Raw genomic sequence first — 19,483 nt, 5'->3', positions numbered from 1 at the left:
GTACGGGAGTATAAGATGGTTGATGTACTGGTGATAGGCGGAGGCAATGCCGCATTATGCGCCGCCCTGACCGCACGGGAAGCGGGCGCATCGGTTCTGCTGCTGGAGGCTGCCCCGCGGGAATGGCGCGGCGGAAATTCTCAGCACACACGAAACCTGCGCTGTATGCATGATGCGCCGCAGGATGTGCTGGTAGAAAGCTATCCTGAAGAGGAATTCTGGCAGGATCTGTGGCGAGTCACCGACGGCAACACCAACGAGGCGCTGGCGCGGCTGGTCATTCGCACCTCTTCGCAATGCCGCGACTGGATGCGCAAACATGGCGTTAACTTTCAACCGCCACTATCTGGGGCGCTCCACGTTGCGCGCACCAATGCGTTTTTTATGGGCGGCGGGAAAGCGCTCGTCAATGCCTATTACCGTAGCGCCGAACGGCTGGGCGTACAGATTCGCTATAACACGCCGGTTCACGCGCTTGAACTTCATGACGGCGAATTCGTGGCAGCGCTGGCGGGTAGCGAACGTATTACCGCCAAAGCCTGCGTATTAGCGGCTGGCGGTTTCGAATCAAACCGTGAATGGCTGCGGGAGGCCTGGGGAGAAAACGCCCGCGGCGAATGGCCCGCGGATAATTTCCTGATTCGCGGCACGCGTTTTAACCAGGGCGTATTACTCAAATTTATGATGGATGCCGGCGCGGATATCATTGGCGATCCGTCCCAGTCGCACTGCGTAGCGATTGATGCCAGGGCGCCGCTGTACGACGGCGGTATTTGTACTCGCGTGGATTGCGTATCGCTGGGTATTGTCGTGAATCGCGACGCCGAACGTTTTTATGATGAAGGCGAAGATTTCTGGCCGAAGCGTTACGCCATTTGGGGGCGGCTGGTGGCTCAACAGCCAGGACAAATTGGCTATTCGATTATTGACAGCAAAGCCATCGGCCACTTTATGCCGCCGGTTTTTCCTGGCGCGCAGGCCAATACGCTGGCTGAACTGGCCTGCCAGTTGGGGCTGGACGCGGAAAAATTTACCCATACCGTCACGCAGTATAACCAGGCCTGCCAACCCGGTCATTTTGATCATACCTTGCTTGATGACTGCGCTACTAAAAACCTGACGCCGGCGAAAACCCACTGGGCGCGCCCGCTTGATGCGCCGCCCTACTACGGTTATGCGCTGCGACCCGGCATCACGTTTACCTACCTGGGCCTGAAAGTCAATGAACGTGCCGCGGTGCATTTTGCCGGTCATCCAAGCCGCAACCTATTTGTTGCTGGCGAGATGATGGCAGGAAATGTTCTGGGCAAGGGGTATACCGCAGGCGTAGGCATGTCTATCGGCACAACCTTTGGCCGCATTGCGGGAATAGAAGCCGCTCGCGCGGCGCACAAGGAGGCGCAGCATGAAACAGCTTGAAAAATTAATCATTGAGGCCACCGTGCTTACCGAACCGGAAGCCGAGGTCGAACGCGTCATGCAAGTGTGTAACGCGTGTCGCTACTGCGAAGGTTTTTGCGCGGTATTTCCGGCGATGACCCAGCGGCTCGAATTCGGTAAAGCCGATATTCATTATCTGGCGAATTTATGTCATAACTGCGGCGCCTGCCTGCACGCGTGCCAGTATGCGCCGCCCCATGAATTTGCCATTAACGTGCCGAAAGCGATGGCGCAAGCCCGCCTGGAGACATATCAACAGTATGCCCAGCCCGCCGCTTTTGGCGCGTTATACCGTCGGGCGGGGATTACCGTCGCGCTGGCGCTGATAGTCGGTCTGACGCTCTTTTTATTACTGGCGATGGCGCTGAAAGGGTCGCTGATTCATCCGCCGCTGGCCGGTGACTTCTATCAAATTTTTCCGCATAGCCTGCTGGCATGGATGTTTGGCTCAGTTTTTGTGCTGGCAATCGGTTTGCTTATGGCGGGCGTAATCCGCTTCTGGCGTGAGATCTCGCCGGGGGTACCGCGTTCGGCGGAGATTGCGGAAGCGTCGCACAATGCGTTAACGCTGAAATATCTCGACGGCGGTCACGGCAAAGGCTGTAACGAAGCGGACGATGCGTTCACGCTGCTGCGCCGTCGCTTTCATCACTTTACCTTCTACGGTTTTATGCTCTGTTTTGCCGCCACGGTCGTGGCGACGGGCTATCACTACGTCGCCGGTTGGGAAGCGCCCTACCCGTTCTTTAGCCTGCCGGTCATGCTCGGCACGCTGGGCGGTATCGGCCTGCTTATCGGCCCGGCCGGGCTACTGTGGCTCAATCTGCGGCGGTCGCCGTTACATGGCGATGCGCGCCAGAAACCCATGGATCGCGGCTTTATTCTGCTGCTGTTCTTAACCAGCCTTACCGGGCTGGCGCTGCTGGCAGGCAGAGACACCAGCGGAATGGGCATACTGCTGGCGCTCCATTTAGGCGTGGTGATGGCGCTCTTTCTCACCCTTCCCTACGGAAAATTCGCCCACGGATTTTTCCGCTGCGCGGCCTTACTCAAATGGGCAGTTGAGAAGCGACGCGGAAAACATGCGGGGAATACAGGCAACTGACCCGCAACATCTTACCCATAAAACAATAAAGACAGTGGAGAGCAAACCCTATGGCACAACACACACCTGCAACATCGCGCGCCGGCACGTTCGGCGCAATACTGCGCGTGACAAGCGGCAATTTTCTTGAACAGTTTGATTTTTTCTTGTTCGGATTTTACGCCACCTATATCGCCAGAACGTTTTTTCCGGCGGAAAGCGAATTTGCCTCATTAATGTTGACCTTTGCCGTCTTTGGCTCCGGTTTTTTAATGCGCCCCGTCGGCGCGATTGTGCTTGGCGCCTATATTGACAGAATCGGACGCCGTAAAGGGCTGATGGTGACGCTGGCGATTATGGGCTGCGGTACGTTGCTCATCGCCCTCGTCCCCGGCTACCAAACGATCGGCCTGGCAGCGCCTGCGTTGGTGCTGTTGGGCCGGTTATTACAAGGATTTTCTGCGGGCGTTGAGTTAGGCGGCGTCTCGGTCTATCTGTCCGAAATCGCAACGCCAGGCAATAAAGGGTTTTATACCAGCTGGCAATCCGCCAGTCAGCAGGTCGCGATCGTTGTCGCCGCGTTGATTGGTTATAGCCTGAATATCACGCTGGGACACGACGCGATATCGGAGTGGGGCTGGCGAATTCCGTTCTTTATCGGCTGTATGATCATTCCGCTGATTTTTGTTTTACGTCGTTCATTACAAGAAACAGAGGCGTTTTTACAACGCAAGCATCGCCCCGACACCAGGGAAATTTTTGCAACTATCGCCAAAAACTGGCGCATTATTACGGCCGGAACGCTGCTGGTGGCGATGACCACCACAACGTTTTATTTTATCACCGTTTATACGCCGACCTATGGCAGAACCGTGCTTAATCTCAGCGCGCGGGACAGTTTGATCGTCACCATGTTGGTGGGGGTGTCCAATTTTATCTGGTTACCCATTGGCGGCGCGATTTCCGACCGGATTGGCCGTCGCGCCGTGTTAATGGGCATTACGTTGCTGGCGCTGATCACCACCTGGCCCGTCATGCAGTGGCTGACCGCCGCGCCCGACTTTACCCGCATGACGCTGGTACTGCTGTGGTTCTCTTTCTTTTTTGGCATGTATAACGGCGCAATGGTCGCGGCGTTAACCGAAGTGATGCCAGTCTATGTGCGTACCGTTGGTTTCTCGCTGGCCTTTAGCCTGGCGACGGCGATTTTTGGCGGCCTGACGCCGGCCATCTCTACCGCGCTGGTAAAGTTAACCGGCGATAAAAGCTCGCCCGGCTGGTGGCTGATGTGCGCAGCGTTATGTGGACTTGCCGCGACGGCGATGCTGTTTGTACGTCTGAGTCGCGGCTATATCGCGGCAGAAAATAAAGCCTGAAAAAACCACGGGCGGAAAACATTCGCCCGTGGGTGGCAAGGCAGGGTTTTATTGCACGTTATTATGACTGCGAATTTCCTGCCAGACCTTATCGCAGTCAGCCTTGACCGCCTGATCGTTACCCGTGCGCGTCGCCTGAATGCACTGCTGATAGTCCAGTACCCGCACGCTTTCTTCGTTAGCAAATTGCTGATGTTTACGCTCTTTTTTAAGGACATTCAGCACGCTTTGGCAGGCCTCTATCTTCTCAGGCGAGCCCTGTGCGGTATTGATACAGGCGCTGTACGCCTCTTTCAGCCGACTATCTTCTTCCGGCGCGGGTGATGACGCGCAGGCCGTCAAACCGGCGGTCATGCTGGCGATGAGTAAAATTTTTTTCATAGGTCGTTCCTCAACAGCGCGGCAGACCGGCAGCCTGCCGCATCTGACATCAGAAAATAGTGAATGGCGCAATAACAATAAATTTCACGTCACGCTCATCCTGGAAGATGTTGCCGTAACCACCGCCCCAGCTTGGAATATTGGAGTGGTTGTCATATTCGGTGAAGTGCAGCTTGAACATGGTGCCTTTGGCACGCCCCTCCTGCAGGGTATAAACCGCATCCAGACTGTATGAGGACTCTTCGATAGTGCGGTTTTTGTCGTAGTAAGCATCCGGGTTACTTTGCCAGGTTGCCGGTTTGGCATCCCAGGCGTAAACGTAAGACGCGCCCACAGCCCAGCCCGGCAGATTCCAGTTTTTCAGGTCATACATCGCGCCGAAGAAAACCGCCTTTTCACCGTTAGCGTTAAAGTCGGAGCGGTTATCCCACCAGATATCCAGACGACCGTTTGAAGAGGCGTAGGTTGGCGTCATACGTTGCAGAAAATAGCCCTGCTGACCGTCCGCTTTCACCCAGGTGCCTTCCAGACGCAGGTCAACCACTTCCGCGACTTTGTAGCCGAAGGTCAACGCCTGCAGCCAGGCCGTACCGTCGTAAATGTCATTCACGCTGCGATCGTCTACTTTGTCGCGCGCGCCGTAGAACTGGTAACTGGTGGTGAACGGATTGCCGCCTAAATCAAATTTATAGCTGGCCTTCGCGAAATATTGATCGACATAGCCTTCGGACTGACCAAACGCCGCTTCCAGCACCAGATCATTTTTGAAGTCGTACTTCGCGCCGATGGAGTGGAGATAATCTACATTGGTTTTTTTATCCGCCTGATAAAACTTATCCATTTCGGTATGCCACGGCGCTTTATATTCGTTAGTCCACATGTAGGAAAAACTTAACGCGCCCGCATCGCCATAGTCAAAACTGGCGCCGGCTTCCGCACCCTGATAAGTACCCGGCATAAAACTCCAGTGCGGCGCTAACAGCGTCTGACCGGTAGGCTGAATATAACCGGCGCGCGCCCAGACCGGGCCATATTTAAATTTCGCGGCGGCTTTATAAAGACTGATACCGCTCTTATCGCCGGAATAGTCTTCGTCGTAGCCTTTATTCTTTTTCGAGAAGGCAATTTCGTTTGGATGACCGCTGTCGCCGTTTTCTGCCATTTCAATCGCGGTAAACGCCGCGATATCCAGACCGAACATATCCGCAGCGTAACCAGACTGAAAATCCAGGTTAGCGTTCCAGGTCGCATGAGAAAGGTTAGTTTTATATTTGTCGCCGTCGGTCACATCTTTGCGATCGCGTTCACGCTGCCAATAATAGATGCCGCCCGTTAACGTGGAGTCGTCGAAAAAGCCGGAGGCTTGCGCCTGCGGAACAACGATCCACCCCGACATTGCTGTGATACCGGCGATAGCCAGAGCCAGCGTACTACGTTTGCCACTAAACGTACGCATAAGTTAATCCTCTTTGACGTATAAATTGCTGCCGACAAAAGCGAACAGCGAAAAAATAAAAATAAAAAGTAGCGCTGAGAAACCTCATTTACTACGTTAAATAGACTATTTTTCGCGATGCGAATTATCAATCTCTTTCTGTAACCAGTATGTAATAATATGAGCAACCGCACATATTTAATTGCTTTCTGTTACATTCGACTGCTGGTGGGGGAAGCAGACCGCCAGAAAGAAAATTGACTTGTTTTCCATAGGCATGAAAATAATTGTCTCCTGTTGACCTGACGCTTATAACATTTAGATTAATAATCATTTATCAGATCAATAATTTTCAGAGAATAATTAATTCGCCTCGCAAAAAAGAGAATCGACTTAGAGCCTATCCCACCAGGCGTTATTGGCGCAGCCAGTTTGGACACGGACAGCGCGCAAAAACCGGAGCGTACACGTAGTACGTGAGGTTTGACTCGCTACGCTCGCCCTTCGGGCCGCCGCAAGCGGCGTTCAAAACGCTAACGCGTTTTGGCGAGCACTGCCCAGGTCCAAAATGGCAAGTAAAATAGCCCTAATGGGATAGGCTCTTGGAAATGCAGAGAAAAAACGCCGCAGAACGCGGCGTTGACAAGGTATTTTTACAGCATTCGCCTATTGGCGCAGTGCTTACTCGCCCGCTTTCGCCCAGGTATCACGCAGGCCCACGGTGCGGTTAAAGACCAGCTTATCGGCCGTTGCATAGCGGCTGTCGAGGCAGAAGTAGCCTTCACGTTCAAACTGGAAAGCTTTTCCTGCTACCGCCGCTTTCAGCGACGGCTCGCCATACCCCTGCTTAATCACTAATGATTCGGGGTTGATAACAGACAGGAAGTCCTCCGCGGCGCCTGGATTCGGCACGCTGAACAGACGGTCGTAGAGACGAATTTCAATCGGCAGCGCATGTGCTGCGCTAACCCAGTGGATTACGCCTTTCACTTTACGCCCGTCAGCCGGATCTTTACTCAGCGTATCGGCATCATAGGTACAGAAGATGGTGGTGATATTCCCTTCGGCATCCTTCTCTACGCGCTCCGCTTTAATGACGTAGGCATTACGCAGACGCACTTCTTTGCCCATCACCAGACGCTTGTACTGTTTGTTCGCTTCTTCGCGGAAATCTGCGCGATCGATCCAGATCTCACCGCTAAACGGCACTTCACGGCTGCCCATCTCCGGTTTATTCGGATGGTTAGGCATGGTAACCATTTCGCTCTCACCCTGCGGGTAGTTTTCGATAACCAGTTTTACCGGATCGATTACCGCCATTGCGCGCGGCGCATTTTCGTTCAGATCTTCGCGAATGCAGGATTCCAGCGACGCCATCTCAATGGTGTTGTCCTGCTTGGTGACGCCGATGCGTTTGCAGAACTCACGAATAGAAGCCGCGGTATAGCCGCGACGGCGCAGACCGGAAATAGTCGGCATACGCGGATCATCCCAGCCTTCGACGTGTTTGTCGGTCACCAGCAGGTTCAGCTTACGCTTGGACATCACGGTGTATTCCAGATTCAGCCGCGAGAATTCGTACTGGCGCGGGTGAACCGGAATGGTGATGTTGTCCAGCACCCAGTCGTACAGACGACGGTTATCCTGGAACTCCAGCGTACACAGAGAATGAGTAATGCCTTCCAGCGCATCGCTGATGCAGTGAGTAAAGTCGTACATCGGATAGATGCACCACTTCGTGCCGGTCTGATGATGCTCGGCGAATTTAATGCGATACAGCACCGGATCGCGCATCACGATAAACGGCGACGCCATGTCGATTTTAGCGCGCAGACAGGCTTTACCCTCTTCAAAACCGCCGGTACGCATTTTTTCAAATAGCGCGAGGTTTTCTTCCACGCTGCGATCGCGGAACGGGCTGTTTTTACCCGGCGCGGTCAGCGTACCGCGGTATTCGCGGATCTGCTCCGGCGTCAGCTCATCAACGTAGGCCAGGCCTTTATTGATGAGCTCGACCGCATAGGCGTGCAGTTGGTCAAAGTAATCGGAGGAGTAGCGAATATCGCCAGACCAGTGAAAGCCTAACCACTCGACGTCGTTTTTGATCGAATCAACGTACTCGATATCTTCTTTTACCGGGTTAGTGTCATCGAAACGCAGGTTGCACTGGCCCTGATAATCTTGCGCGATGCCAAAGTTCAGGCAGATAGATTTCGCGTGGCCGATGTGCAGATAGCCATTCGGCTCCGGCGGAAAACGGGTATGGACAGTGGTATGTTTACCACTCGCCAGATCTTCATCAATAATCTGACGAATAAAGTTAGTCGGGCGGGCTTCAGCCTCACTCATCGTGGATTCCTCAAAGCGTAAACAACGTATAACGGCATATGATCTTATAAGCCGGACAGACTGACAACCTTTAGTTACTTAAAAAGTGGCTTAGCAGAAAATATTGGGGCTAATTGCGGTAAAAAAAAGCGGCGAAGGTTTCCCTCTGCCGCTTATGTTTTCTGTGATATCGCCGGATGGCGTCTTACGCCTTATCCGGCCAGGAAGCGATTATTTGCTCTTGATCTCGTACAGCGGCGTTTTACCCGCTACCACGTGACCATCCGCTTTGATGACCAGAGCGCTGAAGTCATCGCTGTTGCTGCAAACAACCGGGCTTATCATGGAGCGCGCATTGGCATTCAGGAAATCCAGATCCAGTTCCAGAACCGGCTGACCCGCCGTGACTTCCGCACCCTCTTCTACCAGACGCTTGAAGCCCTGACCGTTCAGCGCGACGGTATCGATACCCATATGGACAACGATCTCCGCGCCTTTTTCGGTTTCCAGACAGAACGCGTGGTTAGTGTTGAAGATTTTCACGATAGTACCCGCCGCCGGAGAAACCACGGTTTTATCGGTGGGTTTCACCGCCACGCCGTCGCCGACCGCTTTGCTGGCGAAAGCTTCATCCGGTACCTGATCCAGCGCCACTACCTCACCGGTAATCGGAGAGACCAGTTCAGCGATAGTCACCGCATTCGGCACCGCCTGGGGTTTGGCCGCCGGAGCAGGTGTTGCAACGTGAGCCGCATCAGCAGACGCTGCCGCGACCGGCCCCCGCGCCACCACTTTCTTCATTTCATCGCCAATCGATTCCGCTTTCGCGCCGACAATAACCTGAATGGTCTGTTTGTTCAGTTTCACCACGCCGGAAGCGCCGAGGCGTTTACAGGCCGCATCGTTAACGCGAGCAGAGTCATTCACGGTCAGGCGCAGACGGGTAATACACGCATCGATCGCTTTCAGGTTGTCCGTACCGCCAACCGCAGCAATATAGCTGGTCGCCAGTTGCGTTAACCCTTCTTCGGTGTTGCTGTTGGCTTCTTCCGTTACCATCTCATCAACTTTATCTTCGCGGCCCGGCGTTTTCAGGTTAAACATACGAATAACCGCGCTGAACAGCAGGAAGTAGATGATAAAGAATACAACGCCCATCACCAGCAACATCCAGACGTTATTGCTGGCCGCTGGCAGGTTATACATCAGAACATAGTCGATCGCGCCTGCCGAGAAAGAGAAGCCCGCATGGATACCCAGCAACGTCGCGACGAACAGGCTGATACCAGTCAAAATGGCGTGCAGGAGGTACAGCAGCGGCGCCAGGAACATAAACAGGAATTCCAGCGGCTCGGTTACGCCGGTCAGAAACGCGGTGATCGCGACAGACAGCAGCATACCGCCCACCATCGGACGACGTTCTTTCGGCGCGGCGAAATACATCGCCAGAGCGGCGCCCGGCAGACCAAACATCATGATCGGGAAGAAGCCGGACATAAACATCCCCGCCGTGCCGTCGCCAGCATAGAAGCGGTTGATGTCGCCGTGGAATACAGTGCCTGCGGCATTGGTGAATTCGCCAATCTGGAACCAGGCGATGGTGTTCAGTACCTGATGCAGACCGGTGGGGATCAGCAGACGGTTGATGAAGCCAAAGATACCGGAACCCAGCGCGCCTGCGGAAACGATCCATTCACCGCCCGCATGGATTCCATGCTGTACCGGCGGCCAGACGTAACCGAAAATAGCGGCCAGCACCAGACAGAAAAAGCCCGTTGCGATCGGCACAAAACGTTTTCCACCGAAGAAACTGAGAAAATCAGGCAGTTTGATACCAGACCAGCGATTATAAACCGCGCCGCCGACCAGACCGGTAATAATCCCCGCCAGCACGCCCATGTTGATTTCCGGGTTAATCGTCACCATCGCTTTGGTCATGACGAAGTAACCCACGGCTCCCGCCAGCGCTGCCGCGCCCGCGCTATCTTTAGACCAACTGGAGGCCACGCCGATAGCGAAAACCAGCGCCAGGTTATCGAAAATAGACCCGCCCGCTTGCGCGATAAACGGCATATTCAGCAAATCTGGTTGGCCGAATCGCAGCAACAACGCTGCCACCGGCAACACGGCGATAGGGAGCTGCAACGCCCTACCCAGCCGCTGGAAAAAACCTAAAATATTCATCTTATTCCCCCTACGAGACGCCGATATGGCTTCTTTGAAGCCGTTTTTTATTGTGCTGCAAACGTTAAAAACGTGATGTTCTGTAATCGAACGGTGAGATCATCTTCTGCAGAGTGTGTGGAAAATTAATTCGCCTCGCAAATTAAACGGGTGTTTTTTGTGATTATAATCACTAAATATCGTAATCACCCCCACCATCCACTGGCTAACACGGAAAACTTATTTTATGATTCAAAAAATCAGGACGGATTGAACACGAACCCTGGATATCCAGGTTACGCTTAATACGATCCGCCAAATTTTGACATTGATTATTGAGGTGAAGAATGAGACTGATCCCCCTGAGTACCGCAGAACAGGTTGGCAAATGGGCCGCTCGCCATATCGTTAACCGTATTAATGCGTTCAAACCGACCGCCGATCGTCCGTTTGTCCTTGGACTGCCTACCGGCGGCACGCCGCTAACGGCGTACAAAGCGCTGGTTGAGATGCACAAAGCGGGCGAGGTCAGCTTTAAGCATGTGGTCACCTTTAATATGGACGAATATGTTGGCCTGCCGAAAGAGCACCCGGAAAGCTACCACAGCTTTATGCATCGTAACTTTTTCGATCACGTTGATATTCCAGCAGAAAACATCAATCTTCTCAACGGTAACGCACCGGATATCGATGCAGAATGCCGTCAATATGAAGAAAAAATTCGTTCTTACGGTAAAATCCATCTGTTTATGGGCGGCGTCGGCAATGACGGTCACATCGCCTTTAACGAACCGGCTTCTTCCCTGGCTTCCCGTACCCGTATCAAAACGTTAACCCATGATACTCGCGTAGCGAACTCCCGCTTCTTTGACGGCGACGTAAACCAGGTGCCGAAATACGCGCTGACGGTAGGCGTAGGCACCCTGCTGGATGCGGAAGAAGTGATGATTCTGGTGCTGGGCCATCAGAAAGCCCAGGCGCTGCAGGCGGCGGTTGAAGGCAACGTCAACCACATGTGGACCATTAGCTGCCTGCAACTCCATCCGAAAGCGGTTGTGGTATGCGATGAGCCGTCCACAATGGAACTTAAAGTTAAAACATTGAAATATTTCAATGAATTAGAAGCAGAAAATATTAAAGGTCTGTAATGTTGTCTCCGCCCCGCCAGTCAATGCGGGGCGGTAAATTTTTGATATCGGGGGTCGGAATGTATGCTTTAACCCAGGGCCGGATCTTTACCGGTCACGAAATTCTTGATGACCATGCGCTTGTTGTCGCTAATGGCCTGATTGACCGCGTTTGTCCGATGGCTGAACTGCCGCCGGGAATAGAACAACGCTCATTGAATGGGGCCATTCTCTCCCCCGGTTTTATTGATGTGCAGCTAAACGGCTGCGGCGGCGTGCAGTTTAACGATACCGCAGAAGCCGTCAGCGTTGAAACGCTGGAAATTATGCAGAAAGCCAATGAAAAATCGGGCTGTACTAACTTTCTGCCAACGCTTATCACTACCAGCGACGAATTGATGAAACAGGGCATTCGCGTCATGCGCGAATACCTGGAAAAACATCCGCACCAGGCGCTGGGTCTCCACCTGGAAGGCCCCTGGCTTAATTTGGTAAAAAAAGGCACCCATAATCCTGATTTCGTACGTAAACCAGACGCTGCGCTGGTTGATTTCTTGTGCGATAATGCCGACGTCATCACCAAAGTTACACTCGCGCCGGAAATGGTGCCTGCTGACGTAATCGCTAAACTGGCGAATGCGGGCATTGTGGTTTCCGCAGGCCACTCCAACGCGACGTTAAAAGAGGCAAAAGCGGGCTTCCGCGCCGGGATTACCTTTGCGACTCACCTGTTTAACGCGATGCCGTACATTACAGGGCGTGAGCCGGGCCTTGCTGGCGCCGTTCTGGACGAAGCGGATATTTATTGCGGCGTTATCGCCGATGGTCTGCATGTCGACTACGCCAACATTCGCAATGCCAAACGCCTGAAAGGCGACAAACTTTGTCTGGTGACAGACGCCACCGCACCGGCGGGGGCCAATATTGAGCAGTTCATTTTCGCAGGTAAAACAATATACTACCGCAATGGACTGTGTGTGGATGAAAACGGTACGTTGAGCGGTTCGTCCTTAACCATGATTGAAGGCGTACGCAACCTGGTCGCGCATTGCGGCATCGCGCTGGATGAAGTGCTGCGCATGGCAACGCTCTATCCGGCACGCGCTATCGGCGTTGATAAGCATCTCGGTAGCATTGCGCCGGGTAAAGTCGCCAACCTGACCGCGTTCACCCACGATTTTAAAATTATCAAGACCATCGTTAATGGTGACGAGGTCGTTGACTTGAGTAAGTGAGAATATGACACCAGGCGGACAAGCTCAGATAGGTAACGTTGATCTCGTAAAACAGCTTAACAGCGCGGCCGTTTACCGCCTGATTGACCAGCATGGTCCTATCTCGCGCATACAAATTGCCGAGCAAAGCCAGCTTGCTCCCGCCAGCGTAACGAAAATTACGCGTCAACTCATTGAACGCGGGCTGATCAAAGAAGTCGATCAGCAGGCCTCTACCGGAGGCCGCCGCGCTATCTCTATCGTCACGGAAACCCGTAACTTCCATGCCATTGGCGTTCGCCTGGGGCGTCATGACACCACTTTAACGCTCTACGATCTGAGCAGTAAAGTGGTCGCTGAGGAGCATTATCCGCTACCGGAGCGCACCCAGGAGACGCTGGAACATGCGCTGCTCAACACCATCGCCGTCTTTATTGATAGCTGTCAGCGTAAAATTCGTGAATTGATCGCTATCTCGGTGATCCTGCCAGGGCTTGTCGATCCGGAAAGCGGCGTGATTCGTTACATGCCGCACATTCAGGTTGAAAACTGGGGACTGGTCGAAGCGCTGGAAAAACGGTTTCACGTTACCTGTTTCGTGGGACACGATATCCGTAGCCTGGCGCTGGCGGAACACTACTTCGGCGCCAGTCAGGATTGCGAGGACTCGATTCTGGTGCGCGTTCATCGTGGTACAGGCGCCGGGATTATCTCCAACGGACGCATCTTCATTGGCCGTAACGGCAACGTCGGCGAAATTGGGCATATTCAGGTGGAGCCGTTGGGCGAGCGCTGCCACTGCGGTAATTTCGGCTGTCTGGAAACCATTGCCGCCAATGCGGCGATTGAACAACGGGTGCTGAATTTGCTTAAACAAGGGTATCAAAGCCGTGTTCCGCTTGACGACTGCACGATTAAAACCATCTGTAAGGCGGCAAACCGGGGCGACAGCCTGGCCTCGGAAGTCATTGAGCATGTTGGTCGCCATTTGGGCAAAACGATCGCCATTGCTATCAACCTGTTTAATCCGCAAAAAATCGTCATTGCCGGCGAGATCATTGAAGCCGATAAAGTCCTGTTGCCCGCTATCGAAAGCTGTATCAATACGCAGGCGTTAAAGGCCTTTCGCAAAAATTTGCCGGTGGTACGCTCCACGCTGGATCACCGTTCTGCTATCGGCGCATTTGCCTTAGTTAAACGCGCCATGCTCAACGGAACATTGCTGCAACGTTTGCTGGAAAGTTGATGCGCTCTTATAGTATCGGATTATTCACAAATTCCCTGGGTAGTTCATGACCATCAAGAATGTAATCTGCGATATCGACGGCGTGCTGATGCACGACAACGTAGCCGTACCCGGTGCGGCGGAATTTCTGACGGGGATTCTGGAAAAAGGTCTGCCGCTGGTGCTGCTGACCAATTACCCGTCGCAAACCGGCCAGGATCTGGCGAACCGTTTTGCTACCGCTGGCGTTAACGTGCCGGACAGCGTGTTTTATACGTCAGCAATGGCGACAGCCGATTTTCTGCGCCGTCAGGAAGGTAAGAAAGCGTATGTCGTGGGCGAAGGCGCGCTTATTCACGAGCTCTATAAAGCGGGTTTTACCATTACCGATGTGAACCCTGATTTTGTCATCGTTGGAGAGACCCGCTCCTACAACTGGGACATGATGCATAAAGCGGCATTTTTCGTCGCCAATGGCGCGCGCTTTATCGCCACCAACCCGGATACCCACGGTCGCGGCTTTTATCCGGCCTGCGGCGCGCTGTGCGCAGGCATTGAAAAAATTTCCGGCCGGAAGCCGTTTTATGTCGGCAAACCCAGCCCGTGGATCATCCGCGCGGCGTTAAACAAAATGCAGGCGCACTCGGAAGAGACCGTTATCGTCGGCGACAACCTGCGCACCGACATTCTGGCGGGATTCCAGGCCGGTCTGGAGACCATTCTGGTGCTTTCAGGCGTATCAACAATCAATGATATTGACAGTATGCCGTTCCGCCCAAGCTGGATTTACCCTTCCGTCGCTGAGATCGACGTTATCTAAACCTGTCCTCTGCCTGATGACGCATAGCTTTCAGGCCTACGGTTCGAACAACATTGTAGGTCTGATAAGCGAAACGCCATCAGGAAAAACATAATTCAATTAATCCACGATAAAACTGAAGATCCATCAATAAATCCGCGCAATATGTAATCATTTTTCACTAATCAACAATGACGATTGCATTTTTCATTTTTCAGACCGTAATCCCCTTGCGCCTTCCACGCCTTTGCGGCATTTTTTAGTCAAGCAAACACAAAAAGTACGACGCAACAGATTAACGGAGAAGGCTATGTGTTCTATTTTCGGCGTATTCGATATCAAAACAGATGCAGCGGAACTGCGTAAAAAAGCCCTTGAACTGTCACGCCTGATGCGCCATCGCGGCCCGGACTGGTCCGGCATCTACGCTTGCGATAACGCGATTCTCGCACATGAACGTTTGTCGATTGTTGATGTTAACGCCGGCGCCCAGCCCCTGTATAACACCAGAAAAACCCACGTGCTGGCGGTGAACGGTGAAATTTATAACCATCAAACGTTACGCGCGGAGTATGGCGATCGTTACGCGTTCCAGACAGGCTCCGACTGCGAAGTTATTCTCGCGCTATATCAGGAAAAAGGGCCGGATTTCCTTGACGATTTACAGGGGATGTTCGCCTTCGCCCTGTATGACAGCGAAAAAGACGCTTATCTGATTGGTCGTGACCATATCGGTATTATTCCGCTCTATATGGGCTATGACGAATTCGGCAACTTCTACGTAGCGTCAGAAATGAAAGCGCTGACCCCGGTCTGCCGCACCATTAAAGAGTTTCCGGCGGGCAGCTACCTGTGGAGCAAAGACGGCGAAATTCGTCAGTACTATCAGCGCGACTGGTTTGAGTTCGATGCGGTAAAAGACAACGTCACCGACAAAAACGCGCTGCGTCAGGCGCTGGAAGAATCCGTGAAAAGCCACCTGATGTCCGACGTCCCTTACGGCGTGCTGCTCTCCGGCGGTCTGGACTCGTCGATTATCTCGGCTATCACCAAAAAATTCGCCGCCCGTCGCGTCGAAGATCAGGAGCGCTCCGAAGCCTGGTGGCCACAGTTGCACTCTTTTGCGGTCGGTCTGGAAGGTTCGCCTGACCTGAAGGCGGCCCAGGAAGTGGCTAACCACCTCGGCACCGTGCACCATGAAATTCACTTCACCGTGCAGGAAGGCCTTGATGCCATTCGTGATGTTATCTACCACATCGAAACCTATGACGTGACCACTATCCGCGCCTCAACGCCGATGTATCTGATGTCGCGTAAGATCAAAGCGATGGGCATCAAAATGGTGCTCTCCGGCGAAGGTTCCGATGAGGTGTTTGGCGGCTACCTGTACTTCCATAAAGCGCCGAACGCCAAAGAGTTACATGAAGAGACGGTCCGTAAGCTACAGGCGCTGCATATGTATGACTGCGCCCGCGCCAACAAAGCGATGTCCGCCTGGGGCGTGGAAGCGCGCGTACCGTTCCTGGATAAAAAATTCCTCGACGTGGCGATGCGTATCAACCCACAGGATAAAATGTGCGGTAACGGCAAGATGGAAAAACACGTGCTGCGCGAGTGCTTCGAGTCTTATCTGCCAGCAAGCGTCGCGTGGCGTCAGAAAGAGCAGTTCTCTGACGGCGTAGGCTACAGCTGGATCGATACGCTGAAAGAAGTGGCGGCGAAACAGATTTCCGATCAACAACTGGAAACCGCCCGCTTCCGCTTTCCATACAACACGCCGTCGTCTAAAGAGGCGTACTTGTACCGCGAAATTTTTGAAGAGCTGTTCCCGGTGCCGAGCGCGGCGGAATGCGTACCCGGCGGCCCGTCCGTGGCCTGTTCTTCCGCCAAAGCCATTGAGTGGGATGAAGCATTCAAAACGATGGATGACCCGTCAGGCCGCGCGGTCGGCGTGCATCAGTCGGCGTACCAGTAAATTAACGATGACGAAAGAGCCCTTAGGGGCTCTTTTTTTATAGCAAGCCACTTTCGGAAAAACGATTAATAACCAATAATTGCCGAATATTGCGCCACGCTGTTCGCAACCTAACCAAACAGACACTTTCCGACGTTTTTCGATGAAAAAGAGGTTGACGCTTCAAGGCTCAATACGCATAATGCGCCCCGCAACGCCGATAAGGTAACGCGAAAAAAAGATGGCTACGTAGCTCAGTTGGTTAGAGCACATCACTCATAATGATGGGGTCACAGGTTCGAATCCCGTCGTAGCCACCATCTTTTTTTGCGGGAGTGGCGAAATTGGTAGACGCACCAGATTTAGGTTCTGGCGCCGCAAGGTGTGCGAGTTCAAGTCTCGCCTCCCGCACCATTCACCGATAAGCGTTGTACGGATGGGGTATCGCCAAGCGGTAAGGCACCGGTTTTTGATACCGGCATTCCCTGGTTCGAATCCAGGTACCCCAGCCATATTTCTTCGAGTTTGCGGTTCACCGCGACGGTATTGGGGTATCGCCAAGCGGTAAGGCACCGGTTTTTGATACCGGCATTCCCTGGTTCGAATCCAGGTACCCCAGCCATCGAAGAAATCATCTGGCTACGTAGCTCAGTTGGTTAGAGCACATCACTCATAATGATGGGGTCACAGGTTCGAATCCCGTCGTAGCCACCATATTCAGAACGCGTCGAGGTATTCGACCGGTTCGAAAATAATTTGTTGGGGTATCGCCAAGCGGTAAGGCACCGGATTCTGATTCCGGCATTCCGAGGTTCGAATCCTCGTACCCCAGCCAGTTTTAAAGACGCTCTGCTAACGAGCGCAAGAAGTACGACAATTGGGGTATCGCCAAGCGGTAAGGCACCGGATTCTGATTCCGGCATTCCGAGGTTCGAATCCTCGTACCCCAGCCACCTTTAAAAAGCTCGCTTCGGCGAGCTTTTTGCTTTTATGCGTTTATAAATTCCGAAAGAGGTTTCCCCCTCAATGCCCTGCTATCAGTAAAACGCTATGATAAAGCCTTACAGGGATCGTTCGGTAACCTCACAATGAATTACCAGTTTTGTTGGTATCTCTTTTTGCGGCCATTAACATTTTTTATGGTCGTCTTGCTCTGCGCTTTCACCTTCATTGATATCACGGCCAGCGCCGCCTGGTTGATTATTTTGGGTCTGGTTTACCCCGTGGCAGTGTCAATGAGGCTACATATACTGCACCAGAAAAAGGCCGTCATGTTGCGCCAGAATAGTGCGGAATGGATAGTGTATCTGCCAGGGATCCCTGTGCAAGAAAAACAAAGCGCGCTGATTAATGTCGCGTTTTCCTCGAAAACGGCGCTGCACGGATTCTATATTCGCGCCCTGTCCAGCAAAGTCATTCTTCACATCATCATTTTTTATATTCTGTGGTTTGATGTCCAACATGCAACACTGACGTGGTATCGGATTATCGCCGCATTAATCACCCTGGCGATTCTTGTAAAATCAATGAGTTCCACATTACTGATGCTACATAAAGTAGTACGTTGCCAATACAACGTATGCACAATTGAAATGGCATCACCTTGGTATGAAATTGATTTCAAAGGGAAATTAGGTTTATGTGCATTATTTGCAGTAAAGTAAGATGTCAATACGCTTACCCGACCTGCAATTGAGCGTTTTTACAAACCGGGTAAGGCATTCAACGGGTTACAACCCCAACGCATATTTCAGCGCCTGACGTTTTAGCACGCCTGCGCGCTGCGCCGCCATCAGCCCCATATTGCGTAAAATACGCAGCGGCGGCAGTTCATTGCTGAACCCGGCATAAAACAGATCCATTCCACTTTGCATCATAAAATTATCTGCCATGCGCCGCGTCTGATAGCGTTTCAACACCGAATGGCTGGCCCAGGACTCGCCATAGCTACGGGCACTCGCCAGCACATCAATCAACGCATCAACATCCCGATACCCCAGGTTGACGCCCTGCCCGGCCAGCGGATGAATGGTATGCGCCGCGTCGCCTACCAGCGCCAGCCCCGGTTGCGCATACTGCAACGCGTGACGACGGGTTAGCGGAAACGCGCCCGCCGCGACAGGCATCACCGCCCCCAGACGCGCCGGAAAGTGCTGGTTAATTTCCACCTGCAATTGCGTCATCGATAAACTCTGTAGCTGGCGAATACGTGCCGGAGCGTCATACCACACCAGCGACGCCCAATCGTCGAACAGCGGCAAAAAGGCGCGCGGCCCCGTTGGCGTAAACTGCTGCCAGGTGCTGTCGCCTGGCGCATTTTCACACTTGACGGTGATAAGCATACACGACTGCGCATATTGCCAGGCATGAATGCCAATTCCCGCCATTTGCCGAACCTGCGAATTCGCGCCGTCGGCGCCAATCACTAACTTCGGCGTTACCCATTCGCCGTCGGCCAGTTCCAGCGCATAACCATCGTGGCGGCGGTGCAATGCCGCCAGTGAAGCCGGAACGCGCAGCGTCACGCCGGGGTGCGCTTCCAGCGCCTGCCACAGCGCCTGTTGCAGGACGTTGTTCTCTACCATATAGCCTAACAGCGGCAGCTTGAGTTCAGCGGCGTCGAACACCACATGGGCGTTTTCCCACTCCCAGGTCTCCAGTCGCCGATAAGGATGGCTACGCATCCCCTGCACCGCCTCCCAAACGCCCAGTCCCTTGAGCAGCGCCACGGATGCCGCGCTAATGGCCGAAATCCGCACGTCAGGCTGGCTGTCAGCCACAAACGGCGCAGGCGCGGCATGTTCTATTACCATCACCGTAAACCCTTGCTGCGCCAGACCCAGCGCCAGCGCGCCGCCGACCATTCCCCCGCCGACAATGGCAATTTCCGTTGGTTGATTTGTCATGGTCATTCATCCTGTTACGTTTTAGACAAGTTTACAGGATTTTTTACCCAT

General features: G+C 53.2%; 14 protein-coding genes and 7 tRNA genes. 16 read left to right on the top strand and 5 right to left on the bottom strand.

Translation table 11 applies throughout. From position 1 onward, the window contains the following. Window positions 1-15 precede the first annotated feature (15 nt). From tcuA to tcuC, 3 genes are read left to right on the top strand one after another with little or no spacing between them, the layout of a single operon-like run. A complete protein-coding gene (gene tcuA, locus NA986_RS12535; protein WP_000228705.1) occupies window positions 16-1,419 on the top strand; it encodes an FAD-dependent tricarballylate dehydrogenase TcuA in 1,404 nt (467 codons plus the stop codon). Then, complete coding sequence (gene tcuB / locus NA986_RS12530) at window positions 1,406-2,545, top strand: tricarballylate utilization protein TcuB (RefSeq protein WP_023216388.1); 1,140 nt, start codon at window positions 1,406-1,408, stop codon at window positions 2,543-2,545. The genes tcuA and tcuB overlap by 14 nt, the downstream gene beginning before the upstream one ends. Before the next feature lie 50 nt (window positions 2,546-2,595). Beyond that, a complete protein-coding gene (gene tcuC / locus NA986_RS12525) occupies window positions 2,596-3,900 on the top strand; it encodes a tricarballylate/proton symporter TcuC (protein ID WP_000057014.1) in 1,305 nt (434 codons plus the stop codon). A gap of 48 nt (window positions 3,901-3,948) precedes the next feature. Here tcuC and chiQ read toward each other — a convergent pair whose 3' ends face one another. From chiQ to nagE, 4 genes are all read right to left on the bottom strand, one after another. Continuing rightward, complete coding sequence (chiQ, locus tag NA986_RS12520) at window positions 3,949-4,281, bottom strand: ChiQ/YbfN family lipoprotein (protein ID WP_000722260.1); 333 nt, start codon at window positions 4,279-4,281, stop codon at window positions 3,949-3,951. A gap of 49 nt (window positions 4,282-4,330) precedes the next feature. Next, a complete protein-coding gene (gene chiP, locus NA986_RS12515; RefSeq protein ID WP_001258803.1) occupies window positions 4,331-5,737 on the bottom strand; it encodes a chitoporin ChiP in 1,407 nt (468 codons plus the stop codon). A 660-nt stretch (window positions 5,738-6,397) separates the two neighbouring features. Next, complete coding sequence (gene glnS, locus NA986_RS12510) at window positions 6,398-8,065, bottom strand: glutamine--tRNA ligase (RefSeq protein ID WP_001287186.1); 1,668 nt, start codon at window positions 8,063-8,065, stop codon at window positions 6,398-6,400. A gap of 210 nt (window positions 8,066-8,275) precedes the next feature. Beyond that, window positions 8,276-10,228, bottom strand: a complete 1,953-nt coding sequence (gene nagE, locus NA986_RS12505) for a PTS N-acetyl glucosamine transporter subunit IIABC (protein ID WP_001023068.1) — start codon at window positions 10,226-10,228, stop codon at window positions 8,276-8,278. 326 nt (window positions 10,229-10,554) lie between these two features. Here nagE and nagB point away from each other — a divergent pair, with 326 nt between their 5' ends. The 13 genes from nagB to NA986_RS12440 all read left to right on the top strand — a co-directional run bounded on the left by nagB (window position 10,555) and on the right by NA986_RS12440 (window position 18,190). After that, window positions 10,555-11,355: a glucosamine-6-phosphate deaminase gene (nagB, locus tag NA986_RS12500; protein ID WP_001237059.1), complete on the top strand. Its 801-nt coding sequence runs from the start codon at window positions 10,555-10,557 to the stop codon at window positions 11,353-11,355. Window positions 11,356-11,414: 59 nt separating this feature from the next. Beyond that, window positions 11,415-12,569 (top strand): N-acetylglucosamine-6-phosphate deacetylase, encoded by a 1,155-nt coding sequence (nagA, locus tag NA986_RS12495; protein WP_000271186.1) that lies wholly within the window; start codon window positions 11,415-11,417, stop codon window positions 12,567-12,569. Between the two features lie 4 nt (window positions 12,570-12,573). Next, the gene (nagC, locus tag NA986_RS12490) at window positions 12,574-13,794 is read left to right on the top strand and encodes a DNA-binding transcriptional regulator NagC (protein ID WP_000187578.1); all 1,221 of its coding nucleotides are present in this window, start codon (window positions 12,574-12,576) and stop codon (window positions 13,792-13,794) included. A gap of 46 nt (window positions 13,795-13,840) precedes the next feature. Further along, window positions 13,841-14,593 (top strand): ribonucleotide monophosphatase NagD, encoded by a 753-nt coding sequence (nagD, locus tag NA986_RS12485; RefSeq protein WP_000153143.1) that lies wholly within the window; start codon window positions 13,841-13,843, stop codon window positions 14,591-14,593. Between the two features lie 289 nt (window positions 14,594-14,882). After that, window positions 14,883-16,547, top strand: a complete 1,665-nt coding sequence (asnB, locus tag NA986_RS12480; RefSeq protein ID WP_023216387.1) for an asparagine synthase B — start codon at window positions 14,883-14,885, stop codon at window positions 16,545-16,547. A 222-nt stretch (window positions 16,548-16,769) separates the two neighbouring features. Next, window positions 16,770-16,846: transfer RNA gene (locus NA986_RS12475), tRNA-Met, on the top strand. A 9-nt stretch (window positions 16,847-16,855) separates the two neighbouring features. Beyond that, window positions 16,856-16,940, top strand: a tRNA-Leu gene (locus NA986_RS12470). A 23-nt stretch (window positions 16,941-16,963) separates the two neighbouring features. After that, a tRNA-Gln gene (locus tag NA986_RS12465) sits at window positions 16,964-17,038 on the top strand. 35 nt (window positions 17,039-17,073) lie between these two features. After that, window positions 17,074-17,148, top strand: a tRNA-Gln gene (locus NA986_RS12460). 15 nt (window positions 17,149-17,163) lie between these two features. Then, window positions 17,164-17,240 (top strand) — tRNA-Met (locus tag NA986_RS12455). A 46-nt stretch (window positions 17,241-17,286) separates the two neighbouring features. Next, window positions 17,287-17,361 (top strand) — tRNA-Gln (locus tag NA986_RS12450). 43 nt (window positions 17,362-17,404) lie between these two features. Next, window positions 17,405-17,479 (top strand) — tRNA-Gln (locus NA986_RS12445). A 135-nt stretch (window positions 17,480-17,614) separates the two neighbouring features. Next, the gene (locus NA986_RS12440) at window positions 17,615-18,190 is read left to right on the top strand and encodes a hypothetical protein (RefSeq protein ID WP_023216386.1); all 576 of its coding nucleotides are present in this window, start codon (window positions 17,615-17,617) and stop codon (window positions 18,188-18,190) included. A gap of 66 nt (window positions 18,191-18,256) precedes the next feature. Here NA986_RS12440 and ubiF read toward each other — a convergent pair whose 3' ends face one another. Then, complete coding sequence (ubiF, locus tag NA986_RS12435) at window positions 18,257-19,432, bottom strand: 3-demethoxyubiquinol 3-hydroxylase (protein WP_000184625.1); 1,176 nt, start codon at window positions 19,430-19,432, stop codon at window positions 18,257-18,259. Window positions 19,433-19,483 lie beyond the last annotated feature (51 nt).

The organism is Salmonella sp. NW177 (genome assembly GCF_051811585.1).
In the GTDB taxonomy this organism is placed as follows: Bacteria; Pseudomonadota; Gammaproteobacteria; order Enterobacterales; family Enterobacteriaceae; genus Salmonella; species Salmonella enterica.
This window is presented reverse-complemented; position numbering and strand designations above follow the sequence as displayed.

Coding starts and splice junctions, on each gene's coding strand:
- nagB (WP_001237059.1), top strand. CDS start 10,555: ATGAGACTGATCCCCCTGAGTACCGCAGAACAGGTTGGCAAATGGGCC.
- NA986_RS12440 (WP_023216386.1), top strand. CDS start 17,615: ATGAATTACCAGTTTTGTTGGTATCTCTTTTTGCGGCCATTAACATTT.
- nagA (WP_000271186.1), top strand. CDS start 11,415: ATGTATGCTTTAACCCAGGGCCGGATCTTTACCGGTCACGAAATTCTT.
- asnB (WP_023216387.1), top strand. CDS start 14,883: ATGTGTTCTATTTTCGGCGTATTCGATATCAAAACAGATGCAGCGGAA.
- nagD (WP_000153143.1), top strand. CDS start 13,841: ATGACCATCAAGAATGTAATCTGCGATATCGACGGCGTGCTGATGCAC.
- nagE (WP_001023068.1), bottom strand. CDS start 10,228: ATGAATATTTTAGGTTTTTTCCAGCGGCTGGGTAGGGCGTTGCAGCTC.
- tcuC (WP_000057014.1), top strand. CDS start 2,596: ATGGCACAACACACACCTGCAACATCGCGCGCCGGCACGTTCGGCGCA.
- glnS (WP_001287186.1), bottom strand. CDS start 8,065: ATGAGTGAGGCTGAAGCCCGCCCGACTAACTTTATTCGTCAGATTATT.
- chiP (WP_001258803.1), bottom strand. CDS start 5,737: ATGCGTACGTTTAGTGGCAAACGTAGTACGCTGGCTCTGGCTATCGCC.
- ubiF (WP_000184625.1), bottom strand. CDS start 19,432: ATGACAAATCAACCAACGGAAATTGCCATTGTCGGCGGGGGAATGGTC.
- tcuA (WP_000228705.1), top strand. CDS start 16: ATGGTTGATGTACTGGTGATAGGCGGAGGCAATGCCGCATTATGCGCC.
- tcuB (WP_023216388.1), top strand. CDS start 1,406: ATGAAACAGCTTGAAAAATTAATCATTGAGGCCACCGTGCTTACCGAA.
- chiQ (WP_000722260.1), bottom strand. CDS start 4,281: ATGAAAAAAATTTTACTCATCGCCAGCATGACCGCCGGTTTGACGGCC.
- nagC (WP_000187578.1), top strand. CDS start 12,574: ATGACACCAGGCGGACAAGCTCAGATAGGTAACGTTGATCTCGTAAAA.